The organism is Cellulomonas hominis, from assembly GCF_005239125.1.
GTDB lineage: Bacteria > Actinomycetota > Actinomycetes > Actinomycetales > Cellulomonadaceae > Cellulomonas > Cellulomonas hominis_A.
The window spans coordinates 1-12,057 of sequence record NZ_SZYE01000121.1; the positions used below are offsets into that span (position 1 = coordinate 1).

Genomic DNA, 12,057 nt, shown 5'->3' on the forward strand with positions numbered 1-12,057 from the left:
TGTCGGCGTCCGCGGCGCCCGCCCCGGCCGGCGGGACCACCCGGGCCACCACCTGCGTCCCGCCGACCCCCGCCGCGGCCAGCGCGGCGTCGAGCGCGTCCCGGCGGCCGGAGGTGAGCAGCAGCCCGCACGTCGCCAGCACCGTCAGCGCGACGAGGGCGGTGGCGGTGACCGCGGCCAGCAGCGGCGCCTGCGCCCGGGCGCGGTGCAGCGCCAGCGCGGGCGCCTCCCGGGCCCAGGCGCTGCTCATGCCGGCAGCACGCGCCCGTCGACCAGGCGCACCGCCCGGTCCGCCAGGCCGATCATCACGGGGTCGTGGGTCGAGACGACGGCCGCCATGCTCTCCGCCTCGACGACGGCCCGGATCAGCGCCATCACCGCGAGGCCCGTCTCGGTGTCGAGCTGGCCGGTGGGCTCGTCGGCGATCAGCAGCCGCGGCGAGCCGGCGAGCGCGCGGGCGATCGCCACCCGCTGCTGCTGGCCGCCGGACAGCTCGTCGGGGCGCAGGGCCGCGTGCCCGTCCAGGCCGACCAGCCGCAGCAGCAGGGCCACCCGGCGCTCGCGGTCGGCGACCGGCAGCCCCCGGAGCCGCAGCGGCACGGCGACGTTCTCCGCCGCGCTCAGCACCGGCACCAGCCCGAAGGTCTGGAACACGAACGCGACGACGTCCCGGCGGAGCCGGACCTGCCCGACGGCGTCCAGGGTCGCCACGTCGGTCCCGTCGACGTGCACCGCACCGGCGTCCGGACGGTCCAGGCCGCCGACGACGTTGAGCAGCGTCGTCTTGCCCGACCCGGACCGGCCGACCAGCGCGACGAGCTCGCCCGGCGCCACGTCCAGGTCGACGCCGCGGAGCGCGTGCACGGCGGACCGGCCGGAGCCGTAGGTGCGGTGCACGCCGCGGACCCGGACCATCGGCGCGGGCTCCGGCCCCGCGCCGGGCACCGCCCCGGCCGGCGCGACGTCGCGCGCGTCCCCGGTCACGCGGCACCGTGCCGGCGCCGCCCGGGCCCGCCTGCGCCCGTCCCGGACCCGTCCGGTCGCACGGCGACGTGGTCGGCCTCCAGCGCCAGCCGCACCCGCCGGGTCAGGTCGAGCGCCTCGCGGTACTCCCGCGGCACCTGCACCCGGCCCGCGCGGTCCATCACGGCGTACTCCTCGGCCACCACGGCGGCGGCGCCGTCGTCCCCGACGTGGGACCGACGCAGCACCTCGCTGCTGGTCCGCCCGTCCCGGATCGCCACCGTGCGCTCCACCTGGCTGCTCACCGTGGGGTCGTGGGTCACGACGACCACGGTCGTGCCGGCGTCCCGCTGGGCGGCCCGCAGGGCGTCGAAGACCTGCTGCCCGGTGACGGTGTCGAGCTCGCCGGTCGGCTCGTCCGCGAGGAGCAGCCGCGGGCCGTTGGCGAGCGCCACCGCGATCGCCACCCGCTGCTGCTCGCCGCCGGACAGCTCGCCCGGGCGCCGGCCGCCGGCGTCGGCGAGGCCGACCAGGTCGAGCAGCTCCCCGACCCGCGCGGCACACTGCCGCCGCGGCGCGCCCGCCAGGGTGAGCGGCAGGGCCACGTTCTGCCGCGCGGTCAGGTACGGCACGAGGTTGCGGGCGGTCTGCTGCCGGACCGTGCCCACGACCGTCCGCCGGTAGGTCACCCGGTCGCGGGCGCTCAGCGCACCGAGGTCCCAGCGGCCGACGCGGACCCGTCCGGCGCTCGGCGTGTCGGCGGCCGACAGGATGCGCAGCAGCGTCGACTTCCCGGAGCCCGACGCGCCGACGACGGCGACCATCTCCCCGGCGTGCACCAGCAGGTCCAGCCCCTGCAGGGCCTGCACCTCGACCCCGCCGGACCGGAAGATCCGCACGACCGCGTCGCACGCGACCAGGGCGCGGCTGCCGAACTCCTCGGGCGCGGCGAGCCGGTCGCCGAGCTCCTCCACGATGCTGCGCTGCACGGTGCCCCTCCTCGGACGACGGCGGGACTCTACCCCGCCCGTCCCCGGGGGTCGGCGGCTCGCCCCGCACGTCACCCGCGCGGAGGCGGCCGGCGGCGCCCGGCCGGTCGCCGGCGCGCGCGACGCCGCCCCGGGAGCGTGGTGCTCCCGGGGCGGCGTCCTCGGTGCGGGGTCAGCCCTGCTGCGGGGCCTGCCGCACCTCCTGGGCCGACTCCTGCGCCTGGTCCTTCAGGTCGCTCGCGGCCTGGGTGCCCTGCTCCTTGACGGAGCCGACCGCCTCGGTGGCGCGCTCCTTGACCTGGTCCACGGCCTGCTGCGCCGGCTCGCGCAGCTCGTCGACGACCTGGCCCGCGGCCTCCTTGACCTGGGGCGCGAGCTGCTGCGCCTGGTCCTTCACCGCCTGGGCCGCCTGCTGCTCCTTCTGCGAGGAGGGCAGCAGCGACGCCGCCAGCCAGCCGACGCCGAAGGCGATCAGGCCGGCCGCCAGCGGGTTGCCCTCGGTCTTGCGGGCGACCGCCGACGGCGCACCCTGCACGCCCTCGGCCAGGCCGTGCGCCGCGGAGGACGCCGACCCGGCGGCGGACTGCGCCGAGCCCGACACGCTCCCCGCCGCGCCGCCCACCGTGTCGCGGGCGTCGTGCACCGTGCCCATGACCCGGTCACGGACCGAGCCGACCCTGCTGCGGACCTTGTCGGCCTGCCGGTGCGCCACCTGGCGCGGGTCGAGCGCGTCGCCCACCGCGTCCACGTTCGCGCTCAGGTCGGCGCGGGTCGCCTCGATCCGGGCGCGGATCTCGTCCGGGTTCTCACTCATGGTTCGCCTCCTCGTCGCCCTTGAGGGCGTTCGGGATCTTCTTGACGGTCTCCGCGGTGCGCGGCGCCCCCTTGACCCGCTGCAGCTCGGCGCGCCCGCGCAGCGCGAGCACCGCCGCGATGACGCCCCAGATCACCGCGACGACCAGCGCCGACCACGCGTGGCCGAGCGGGTGCGACAGCGCCCACCACAGGGCGATGGACAGGAACAGCAGGACGAAGTGCCCCGCGACGCCGGCGCCGGCGAGCATCCCGCTCCCCCGGCCGGCCCGCTTGGCGGACTGCGTCAGCTCGGCCTTGGCCAGCTCGACCTCCTGGCGCAGCAGCGCCGAGAGGTCCTGCGTGACGTTGCCGATCAGGTCGCCGAGCGACGGGCGGTCCTCGCCCGTCCCGGACGGTGCCGTCCCCGCCGGCGCCGCACCGGGTGCGTCGCCGAGGGGAGGGACGGCGCCCGCCGTGCCGCCCGTGCCCGGCCCACCGGGACCCGCGCCGGGGGCCGCGGCGACGGTCGGGTCCCCCGGCCCGGTCACGGCTGGTCCTCGCGGCGGAGGCCGGCCAGCGGGTCGCCGCCCGCGGTGCCCTGGTCGTCCGCCGTCGGCAGGTGGCCCGGCGTCGGGGCGACCGGCGCCTCGCCGCCCGCCGCCGCCCAGGCCTGCTCCTCGGAGCCGAGACCGCCCTCGTCGACCATGCCCGGCTCACGGTGCTGCCCGCCGCCGAACTCCGCGTCGACGTCGGTCACCTCCGCGGTGCCACCCGCGACCACGCCCGGGCCGCCGGCGACGCCGGCCGCCGTGGACAGACCCTGCGTGCTGCCGGCCGGGTACCCGGCCGACGACGTCGACCGACCGGTGGCCGCCCCGGCCGGGGACGAGCCGGTCGAGCCCGTGGAGCCGCTCGACGGCGGCGCGTCCTTCAGCCCGCGCGTCAGCCGCCCGGCGAGCACGCCGGCGCCGGCCGCGAGGGCCAGGAACACGCCGGGTCGGCGCCGCGCGAAGTCGGTGACCTCACCCAGCACGTCGCCCGGCTCGCGGTTCTCGAGCCAGCTCGCCACGGACCCGGTGCGCCCGGCGACCTGCCGGACCAGGTCGGCCGCCAGACCGCCCTGCTCCGAGCCGTCCGCCATCCGGCCGAGCTCGTCACCGAGCGACCGGAGGCTGGAGGCGGCCCGCGCCTGCTGGTCCGACGCCTGGCTGGTCAGCCCCGCACGGGCCTCGCCCAGCAGGTCGCGCGCCTGGCTCGTCGCCTCGTGGACGACGTCGGCCGCCTGGCCCTTGGCCTCGTGCAGCACCCCCTGGCCGCTGTCCGCGGCCGCGTGCGCCAGTCCGGACGCCTGCTCCTTCGCGGTTCCCACCGCTGCGGCTGCGCCGCTGTCCTGCGTGCTCATCGCGTCCTCCTCACTCGCTCTTGAAGGTGTCCTTCAGCTTCCCGGTGGCCTTCTCCACCGGGTTGGGCTTCGCCGTCGTGCCGTACAGCCGCGGGTCGGGCTGCGTGGGCGGCGGCATCGGCACGCCCGCCGGGGGCTCCGCGACGTAGGTGAACTCGCCGAGGCCGTCCGGGGTCGGGCCCGAGGCCCACGAGCCCTTGTCGGCGTCGGTCCCGTTCGAGAAGTTGATGTACTGGTACGACACCTCGCGGTGCTCCTGGTCGATCGGGAAGTTGCTCGGGGTCGGGATGCCCTCGAAGCCCTCCTCCTGCAGCTCGCGCGCCGCGGCGATCCACTGGTTCTGGTGCATGGTGTCCCGCGCCAGCAGGAACGCGAGCATGTCCCGGACACCGCTGTCGTCGGTCATGTGGTAGAGCCGGGCCACCTGGACGCGGCCCTGCATCTCGGCGTTCGCGTTCGCCTGGAAGTCGGCCAGCAGGTTGCCGCTCGCCGTGATGTAGCCGGCGCTCCAGGGGTTGCCGTTGCTGTCGACCGGGCGGGCGCCCGCGCCGGCGACGATCGCGTGCTGGACGTCCGTGCCGCCGACGATCGCGGCGATCGTCGGGTCCTTCTGGACGGCCTCCTCGGTGATCCCGATGGGTGCCTTCTCCAGCAGCTGCGCGATCATCGTCGCCAGCATCTCGACGTGGCCGAACTCCTCCGCGCCGATCCCGTACAGCAGGTCGCGGTACTTGCCGGGCAGGTGGGTGTTCCAGGACTGGAACCCGTACTGCATCGCGACCGTGATCTCGCCGTACTGCCCGCCCAGGACCTCCTGGAGCTTGCGCGCGTAGACGGCGTCCGGCTTGTCGGGCGTGGACTTGAACTGCAGCTCTTGACGGTGGAAGAACATCGCGACCTCCGCGCCCCGGAACCCGGGGCAGTGTCGTCTGCGGAGCCGCGGTCGCGGAGGGGCGCCGGTCGGGCGCCACGCCGGACCGGGCGTGGCGCCGGCGCCCTGCTGCACCGGCACGAGGGCGCCGGGACCAGACCCGTCGCCTGCCCCGACGCTAGGTCCGTCCGGGTGAACCCGCCTCCCGAGCGAGCGGTTGCGCGGCGGCGCCCGCCGTGCGATGCCCGCGGCGGTCAGGCGGTCGGCCGCGCCTCGTGGCCGGGGCGACCGTGGGTGCGGTTGCGCTCCTTCAGCTGCGACTCGTAGACGTGCCGGCGTCCCGCCACGAGCCGGTCGCGGGTGCGCCGCTCGGCGTCGGCGAACGCCCGGTAGTAGCCGTCGTCGAAGTCCTCGACGACCTGGAACGTCCAGCGACCCTCGAGCACGTTCCGGCCGACGATCTCGGCACGCAGCTCGTCGGCGACGTCGGGGTGCCCCGCGTCGGCGAGGCGGTCGAGCGCGTCGGCGAGCTCCGCGTCGGCGCGCCCGATCAGCCGGTGGAAGGCGTAGAGCATGCCCCGGGCGTGCTCGACCACCTCGAACGCGGCGGTCACGCCGCCGACGGCCTCCACCACGGCGTCGGGGACGCCCTCGGGCGGCAGGTGGGCGGCGTCCGGCCGCTCGGCGGAGCCCTCGCCCCCCGCGCGGTCGGGCCGGTCGGCGTCGGGCTGCTGCTGCGGTGCGTCGTCGGTCATGCGGCCATCGTGCGGCGGCCCGCGCGGGCCCACCACCGCGAGCGAGCACGGGACACGTCGAGCGGGTAGCCGGCGACTACCCGCTCGGCGTGTCGGGTGCTCCCTCGGCGCAGGCGGCCCCGCGGCGCGGGCGGCCCCGCACGCCGGACCGGTCAGCCGGCCGCCGAGGCGATCTGGATCAGGTTGCCGCAGGTGTCGTCGAGGACGGCGACCGTGACCGGTCCCGCCTCGGTCGGCGGCTGGACGAACCGCACGCCGAGCGCCTCGAGCCGGGCGTGCTCGGCGTGCACGTCGGCGACGCCGAAGCTCGTGAACGGGATGCCGTCGGCCACGAGCGCGGCCTTGAAGGGCGCGACCGCCGGGTGCTCCCCCGGCTCCAGCAGCAGCTCGACGCCGTCCGGCGCCTCGGGCGACACGACGGTGAGCCAGCGGTGGGCCCCGACCGGGACGTCGGTCTTGGGACGGAACCCGAGGACGTCGGTGTAGAAGGCGAGCGCCTTGGCCTGGTCGTCGACGAACACGGAGGCGGTGGTGATGATCACGGGGACTCCTCGGGGGCTGCGGGTGCGGGTGCGGACATCGCGTCGAGCCAGCCGGCGACGCCGGCGAGCGGCCCGGGGTCGAGGCGGTGCACGGTGGTGCGGCCCGCCCGGGTGACCTGGACCAGACCGGCGTCGGCCAGCACGCCCAGGTGCTTCGAGACCGCCTGCCGGGTGACGGCGACCCCGTGGGCGGTGATGAGCCGGGTGCACAGCTCGAACAGGGTCTGCCGGTCCCGCCGGCGCAGCTCCTGGAGGAGCAGCCGCCGCGTCGGGTCCGCCAGCGCCCGGAACACCTCGTCCACGCCCCCACCATAGGCAACCTGACGGTTGCCTATCAACCCCCGCCGCCTCGGGCCGGGTGTGCAGTACCGTGGGCGCATGTTCACGACGCAGAGCTGGTGGCCCGCCTCCTAGGCGGACCCCTCGACGCGTCGACGACCGCCCCTGATCCGGGTGGTCGTGGCCGCGGGCGCGGCGGGACCACCCGGTCCCCGACCGAACGGCTCCCGCGATGACCCTGCTCCGCTCCCTGCTCGACGACGACGCCACCCCCTTCGCGGTGCTGCACCGCCGCGGCGCGGACTGGCTGGACGTGCTGGTCGGCGACGTGCTCGACGTCGACCGCCTGGCGGACGTACCCCTCGACGGCGGCACGGTGCTCGCCCTCGTCCCGTTCCGCCAGGTCCGCGAGCGGGGCTTCGCCGCCCACGACGACGGGGCCCCGCTGCGCTGCCTGCTCGTGCGGGACCGCGAGCGGGCGCCGCTCGCCGAGGCGCTGGCGGTGCTCCCCGACGCCGTGCCCGTGCGGCCCGCGGGCTTCGACGTCGACGACGCGACGTACGCGGACCGGGTCCGGACCGTGGTCGAGGACGAGATCGGCCGCGGCGAGGGCGCGAACTTCGTGCTGCGCCGCGACTTCGTGGCCCGGACCGACGCCGCACCCGGCCGGGCCGTGCTCGGCTGGCTGCGCGCGCTGCTGGAGCGCGAGTCCGGTGCGTACTGGACGTTCGCCGTGCGGACGCCGGGGCTCGCCGCGGCCGGCGCCACCCCGGAGCGGCACGTGTCCGTGTCCGGGGGCGTCGCGCGGATGAACCCGATCAGCGGCACCTTCCGGCACGGCTCCGCGCAGCCGACCGGCGCCGAGCTGCTCGCGTTCCTGGCCGACACCAAGGAGAGCGAGGAGCTGTTCATGGTGGTCGACGAGGAGATGAAGATGATGAGCGCCGTCTGCCCGGACGGCGGCCGCATCCTGGGGCCGTACCTGGCGCAGATGTCCCGGCTCACGCACACCGAGTACGTGCTCGAGGGCCGGACCGACCTCGACGTGCGCGAGGTCCTGCGCCTGACGATGTTCGCCCCGACGGTGACCGGGTCGCCCATGGGCAACGCCTGCGCGGTGATCGCGCGGCACGAGACGACCCCGCGCGGCTACTACTCCGGGGTGCTCGCGCTGCTGGAGCCGGACGGCACGACCCGGCCCGACGGCACGCCCGGGTACGAGGTGGACGCGCCCATCCTCATCCGCACGGCCTACCTCGATGCCGCCGGCCGCGTCACCGTGCCGGTGGGCGCCACCCTGGTGCGGCACTCCTCCCCGGACGGCGAGGTCGCGGAGACGCACGCGAAGGCCGCCGGCGTGCTCACCGCGATCGGGGCGGTGGCCCCGGTGGGTGGCGGCGGCGCCGTCCCCGTCCTGGCCGACGAGCCGGGCGTCGCGGCGGCCCTGGCCGCGCGCAACGACCGGCTCGCGGCGTTCTGGCTGCGGCCGCAGGCGGTGGAGCCGGACCCGGCCGTCGAGCGCCGCACCGCCCTGGTGGTGGACGCCGAGGACCAGTTCACGACCATGCTGGCCCACCAGCTCCGGCACCTCGGGCTCGACGCCCGGGTGGTGCCCTGGCAGGACGTGCCCGACGACCCGGACACCGACCTGCTGGTGCTCGGGCCGGGGCCGGGCGACCCGCGGCGCCTCGACGACCCCCGGGTGGGGCGGCTGCACGCGCTGACGGCGCGGCGGCTGGGCACCGGCGCCCCGCTGCTCGCGGTCTGCCTGAGCCACCAGGTGCTCGCGCTCCAGGCCGGCCTGCCGGTCGCGCCGCTGCCCGCGCCGCGTCAGGGCGTGCGGCTGGAGGTGGACGTGTTCGGGGAGCGGCCGGCGATCGGGTTCTACAACACGTTCGCCGCGCGGCACGCGCCCGTGGAAGCCCGGACCCCGCTGCTCGGGCTCGAGGTGGCCGCGGACGCCGCGGGCGTGGTGCACGCGCTGCGCGGCCCGGGGGTCACGTCCGTCCAGGGGCACCTGGAGAGCGTGCTGTCCTCCGACGGCCTGGCGACGCTGCGCCGGCTCGTGCGGCACGCGCTGGCCACCACGGCCGCCGCGGGGGTGATGCCCGGGTGACACCGGGCGCCGGCGGCGGGCGGGACGCGCGCCCGCTAGCGTGACCTCCCATGGCCTCGCGCACCGGCGTCTCGACCACCTCCGGCTGGCTCGCCGTCGTCACCCTGGCCGGCGCCGTGCTGCTCCTCGTCCCGGGCTGGTTCGGCCGGCCCCCCGGCGCCCTGCTGCTGCCCCTGGCCGCCGCCGCGGCGCTCGGCACGGGCTGGCTGCTCGACCCCGGCGCCAGCCGGGCGACGTTCGTCGACGGCGTGCTGGCGGCGCTCGGGCTGGCGGCGCTGCTGGCGGGCGCCGCCCTGCTGGTGGCCTCGCTCGTGCGGCTGGTCGCCCTCGGGGACGTGGGCGCCCTGGGCTTCGGGCTGGGCGGCGCGGCCCTGGGCGCGCTGCTGGGCTCCGGCCTGCTGGCGACCCGGATGGACGGCCCCCCGGTCTGACCGGGGGCGGGCCCGGGTGTCAGACCCCGGGTCGAACATGTGTTCCATGCCCGCGCCCCCGGACCCGCCCGTCGCCGGGATCCTGCACGCCGACCTCGACGCGTTCTACGCCTCCGTCGAGCAGCGCGACGACCGCCGCCTGCGGGGGCGGCCGGTGGCCGTCGGCAGCGGCGTGGTGCTCGCGGCGTCCTACGAGGCGAAGCGCCGCGGCGTGCGGACCGCGATGAGCGCGCGGCAGGCCCGGTCGCTCTGCCCCGGGCTGGTCGTGGTGCGGCCGCGGTTCGACGCGTACACGGCGGCGAGCCGCGCGGTGTTCGCGATCTTCCGGGACACCACCCCCGCGGTGCAGGGGGTGTCGATCGACGAGGCGTTCCTCGACGTCCGGGGCCTGCACCGCATCGACGCGGCGCCCGTCCGGCTCGGCGCGCGGCTGCGGGACCGGGTGCGGGACGAGGTGGGCCTGCCCATCACCGTCGGCGTCGCCCGGACGCCCTTCCTGGCCAAGGTCGCCAGCCGGGTCGCCAAGCCCGACGGGCTGCTGCTCGTCGACCCGGACGGCGAGGACGCCTTCCTGCACCCCCTGCCCCTGGAGGTGCTCTGGGGCGTCGGTGCCGTCACCGCGGACCGGCTGCACGCGTTCGGGCTCGCGACCGCCGGGGACGTCGCCGCGCTCCCCCGGTCGGTCCTCGAGCACGCGCTCGGACCCGCCATGGGCCGGCACCTGCACGCCGTCGTGCACGGCCGCACCCCGGACCGGGTCGAGACGGGCCGCCGCCGCGGGTCGGTCGGGGCGCAGCGCGCGCTGGGCCGCGGCCCGCACGACCCCGCGCAGGTGCGGGCCGCCCTGCTCGGCCTGGCCGACCGGGTGTGCCGGCGGCTGCGGGCCGGGCACCGCCTCGCGCGGACCGTGGTGCTGCGGCTGCGGTTCGCCGACTACACGAAGGCCACGCGGTCCCGCTCGTTCGCGTTCGCCACCGCGTCGGGCGCGCAGATCGCCGCGGCGGCGGTCGCCCTCCTCACCGAGGCGGCGCCGCTGCTGACCGAGCGCGGGATCACGCTGGTGGGCATCGCCCTCACCGGGCTCGAGCCCGACGACCACTGGCAGCCCGAGCTGGACCTCGACGGCCCGGCGGCGGACGGGCTGGGCGCCGCCGTCGACGCGGTGGCCGACCGGTTCGGCTCCGGGGTGCTCGTGCGCGGCACGCTGCTCCGGCGCGGGTCCGGGCTCGAGGTCCCGACACTGCCGGACGACGACGAGGAGCCGCCCTGACCGACCGGCGCACCCGGCACCCGCCGGCCGGTCGCCGCGGCGGCCGCACCCCGGTGTCGCGCCCGCCCCCGCGCGCGTACCGTCGACCAGAACAGCGGTGCCCGGGTGGAGCCGACCGCCCGGGGCGCCGGGGGACCCGGACGGGGGCGGCCTCCATGATTCCCACCACCGGCCCGGAGCGTGCTCAGGGGCCTGCGGCCTGCACGCACGCGGGCTCGTACCGGCTCGACGTCACGACGCAGCGCTGGTGGTGGTCGGACGAGGTGTACGCGATCCACGGCTTCGCGCCGCACGAGGTGGTGCCGACGACGGAGCTCCTGCTCGCGCACGCGCACCCGGACGAGCGGGACCGCGCGGTCGCCGAGCTCGACGCGGCGAGCCGCACCGGCCGCCCGTTCTCCGCCGTGCACCGCGTCGTGGACGCGCGGGGCCGGGCGCGGGTGGTGGTCGTCGTCGGCGAGGGCCGCGGCCGGGCGCCGGTCGGCGGCCCCGCCGAGGTGACGGGCTACTTCATCGACCTGACCGACGTCGTGGACGACCGCGCGCGGGCGGCCGCGACGGCGTCCATCGCCGCGGCCGCGGCGAGCCGGTCGGCGATCGACCAGGCCGTGGGGGTCGTCGCGTTCGTCCGCGAGCTCGACCCTGAGGCGGCGTTCCTGGTGCTGCGCGCGGCGTCGAACGACGCGAACGTGCCGATCCGGGTGCTCGCCCGCGCCATCGTCGGCGCACTCCCCACGCTGCAGCACGACCCGGGCCGGGTCAGCCAGTTCCTGGAGGGGCTGCTCGCGCCCGCGCACCGCACCGCCGTGGCCGGCGTCCGCGCCTGACCCTCCCCGGGCCGCCTGCGCCCCGCGCCGCTACGGTCGGCTGCACGGGCGCGCCGCCGCGGCGGGCCCCGGGCGAGGAGGGCCATGCTGCCGGCAGCCGCACCCACGACAGCACGGCGCGCCGCCGCGCTGGTCCGCGCCGCCCACGCCCCGCCCGCGTTCGCGGTCACCGTGTTCGCCGGGGCGTACGCGGCGGGCGCGGCCGGTGCCGGACCGGGCCGGGCGCTCCTCGTCGCGGCCGCCGTGCTGGCGGGCCAGCTGTCGGTCGGCTGGTCGAACGACTGGATCGACGCGGACCGGGACCTCGCCGTGGGGCGCCCGGACAAGCCCGTCGTCGCCGGGACCGTCACCGTGGCCGCCCTGCGCCGCGCCGCGCTGCTGGCCCTCGCCGCCTGCGCGGCGCTCTCGCTCGCCCTCGGGCCGGCCGCGGCGCTGCTGCACCTCGCGCTGGTGGCCGCGGCGTGGGCCTACAACGCCCGCCTCAAGTCGACCGTGTGGTCCTGGCTGCCGTACGCCGTCGCGTTCGGCGGGCTGCCCTCGGTCGCGACGCTCGGGGTGCCCGGCGGGGACGTCCTGGCGCCGTGGTGGGTCACCGGCGGCGGGGCGCTGCTCGGGGTCGGCGCGCACCTCGCGAACGTGCTCCCCGACCTGGAGGACGACGCCGCGACGGGCGTGCGGGGGCTCCCGCACCGGCTCGGGCGGCGACGGACCGCGACCGGCGCGGCGGGCGTGCTGCTCGCCGCCGTCGCGGTGGTGGCGCTGGGCCCGCCGGGGGCGCCCGGTGCCGTCGCCGTGGCCGGCCTCGCCCTGGCGGCGG

Annotated in this window: 15 protein-coding genes; 5 read left to right on the plus strand and 10 right to left on the minus strand. The window is 77.8% G+C overall.

Translation table 11 applies throughout. The annotated features are described in order from the left end of the window. The 10 genes from FA014_RS13615 to FA014_RS13660 form a co-directional block, all read right to left on the minus strand. Positions 1-250 (minus strand): hypothetical protein (locus FA014_RS13615; protein WP_230323150.1); only part of this gene is annotated, 250 nt, incomplete at its 3' end. Beyond that, the gene (locus FA014_RS13620) at positions 247-915 is read right to left on the minus strand and encodes an ABC transporter ATP-binding protein (RefSeq protein WP_154730217.1); all 669 of its coding nucleotides are present in this window, start codon (positions 913-915) and stop codon (positions 247-249) included. The genes FA014_RS13615 and FA014_RS13620, both read right to left, overlap by 4 nt. Before the next feature lie 65 nt (positions 916-980). Continuing rightward, positions 981-1,952 (minus strand): ABC transporter ATP-binding protein, encoded by a 972-nt coding sequence (locus tag FA014_RS13625; RefSeq protein WP_154730206.1) that lies wholly within the window; start codon positions 1,950-1,952, stop codon positions 981-983. 172 nt (positions 1,953-2,124) lie between these two features. Then, positions 2,125-2,766 carry a DUF3618 domain-containing protein gene (locus tag FA014_RS13630; protein WP_154730207.1) on the minus strand — a complete coding sequence of 214 codons (642 nt, stop codon included), beginning with the start codon at positions 2,764-2,766 and terminating at the stop codon, positions 2,125-2,127. Then, positions 2,759-3,124, minus strand: a complete 366-nt coding sequence (locus FA014_RS13635; protein ID WP_230323153.1) for a phage holin family protein — start codon at positions 3,122-3,124, stop codon at positions 2,759-2,761. The genes FA014_RS13630 and FA014_RS13635 overlap by 8 nt, the downstream gene beginning before the upstream one ends. Before the next feature lie 167 nt (positions 3,125-3,291). Then, entirely contained in the window at positions 3,292-4,149 is an 858-nt protein-coding gene (locus FA014_RS13640; RefSeq protein ID WP_154730209.1) for a hypothetical protein, read from the minus strand. Positions 4,150-4,159: 10 nt separating this feature from the next. Then, complete coding sequence (locus FA014_RS13645) at positions 4,160-5,041, minus strand: manganese catalase family protein (protein ID WP_154730210.1); 882 nt, start codon at positions 5,039-5,041, stop codon at positions 4,160-4,162. A gap of 233 nt (positions 5,042-5,274) precedes the next feature. Continuing rightward, complete coding sequence (locus tag FA014_RS13650; protein ID WP_230323151.1) at positions 5,275-5,775, minus strand: hypothetical protein; 501 nt, start codon at positions 5,773-5,775, stop codon at positions 5,275-5,277. A gap of 152 nt (positions 5,776-5,927) precedes the next feature. Then, entirely contained in the window at positions 5,928-6,317 is a 390-nt protein-coding gene (locus tag FA014_RS13655; RefSeq protein ID WP_154730211.1) for a VOC family protein, read from the minus strand. Then, a complete protein-coding gene (locus FA014_RS13660) occupies positions 6,314-6,619 on the minus strand; it encodes an ArsR/SmtB family transcription factor (protein ID WP_230323152.1) in 306 nt (101 codons plus the stop codon). Before FA014_RS13660 ends, FA014_RS13655 begins: the two co-directional genes overlap by 4 nt. A 209-nt stretch (positions 6,620-6,828) precedes the next feature. Between FA014_RS13660 and FA014_RS13665 the strand changes: the two genes are divergently transcribed. The 5 genes from FA014_RS13665 to FA014_RS13685 all read left to right on the plus strand — a co-directional run. After that, positions 6,829-8,712, plus strand: coding sequence for an anthranilate synthase family protein (locus tag FA014_RS13665; RefSeq protein ID WP_154730212.1), 1,884 nt, complete (start codon positions 6,829-6,831; stop codon positions 8,710-8,712). Positions 8,713-8,762: 50 nt separating this feature from the next. Then, complete coding sequence (locus FA014_RS13670; protein WP_154730213.1) at positions 8,763-9,143, plus strand: hypothetical protein; 381 nt, start codon at positions 8,763-8,765, stop codon at positions 9,141-9,143. Positions 9,144-9,189: 46 nt separating this feature from the next. Continuing rightward, the gene (gene dinB / locus FA014_RS13675) at positions 9,190-10,413 is read left to right on the plus strand and encodes a DNA polymerase IV (protein ID WP_154730214.1); all 1,224 of its coding nucleotides are present in this window, start codon (positions 9,190-9,192) and stop codon (positions 10,411-10,413) included. A 155-nt stretch (positions 10,414-10,568) separates the two neighbouring features. Then, positions 10,569-11,240 (plus strand): PAS and ANTAR domain-containing protein, encoded by a 672-nt coding sequence (locus FA014_RS13680; protein WP_154730215.1) that lies wholly within the window; start codon positions 10,569-10,571, stop codon positions 11,238-11,240. A gap of 84 nt (positions 11,241-11,324) precedes the next feature. Continuing rightward, a partial coding sequence (locus FA014_RS13685; RefSeq protein ID WP_154730216.1) for a UbiA family prenyltransferase occupies positions 11,325-12,057 on the plus strand: 733 nt, incomplete at its 3' end.

Excerpts from the sequence above, each read along its gene's own strand:
- FA014_RS13620 (WP_154730217.1), bottom strand. The coding sequence starts at position 915 with ATGGTCCGGGTCCGCGGCGTGCACCGCACCTACGGCTCCGGCCGGTCC.
- FA014_RS13630 (WP_154730207.1), bottom strand. The coding sequence starts at position 2,766 with ATGAGTGAGAACCCGGACGAGATCCGCGCCCGGATCGAGGCGACCCGC.
- FA014_RS13640 (WP_154730209.1), bottom strand. The coding sequence starts at position 4,149 with ATGAGCACGCAGGACAGCGGCGCAGCCGCAGCGGTGGGAACCGCGAAG.
- FA014_RS13645 (WP_154730210.1), bottom strand. The coding sequence starts at position 5,041 with ATGTTCTTCCACCGTCAAGAGCTGCAGTTCAAGTCCACGCCCGACAAG.
- FA014_RS13650 (WP_230323151.1), bottom strand. The coding sequence starts at position 5,775 with ATGACCGACGACGCACCGCAGCAGCAGCCCGACGCCGACCGGCCCGAC.
- FA014_RS13665 (WP_154730212.1), top strand. The coding sequence starts at position 6,829 with ATGACCCTGCTCCGCTCCCTGCTCGACGACGACGCCACCCCCTTCGCG.
- FA014_RS13670 (WP_154730213.1), top strand. The coding sequence starts at position 8,763 with ATGGCCTCGCGCACCGGCGTCTCGACCACCTCCGGCTGGCTCGCCGTC.
- dinB (WP_154730214.1), top strand. The coding sequence starts at position 9,190 with ATGCCCGCGCCCCCGGACCCGCCCGTCGCCGGGATCCTGCACGCCGAC.
- FA014_RS13680 (WP_154730215.1), top strand. The coding sequence starts at position 10,569 with ATGATTCCCACCACCGGCCCGGAGCGTGCTCAGGGGCCTGCGGCCTGC.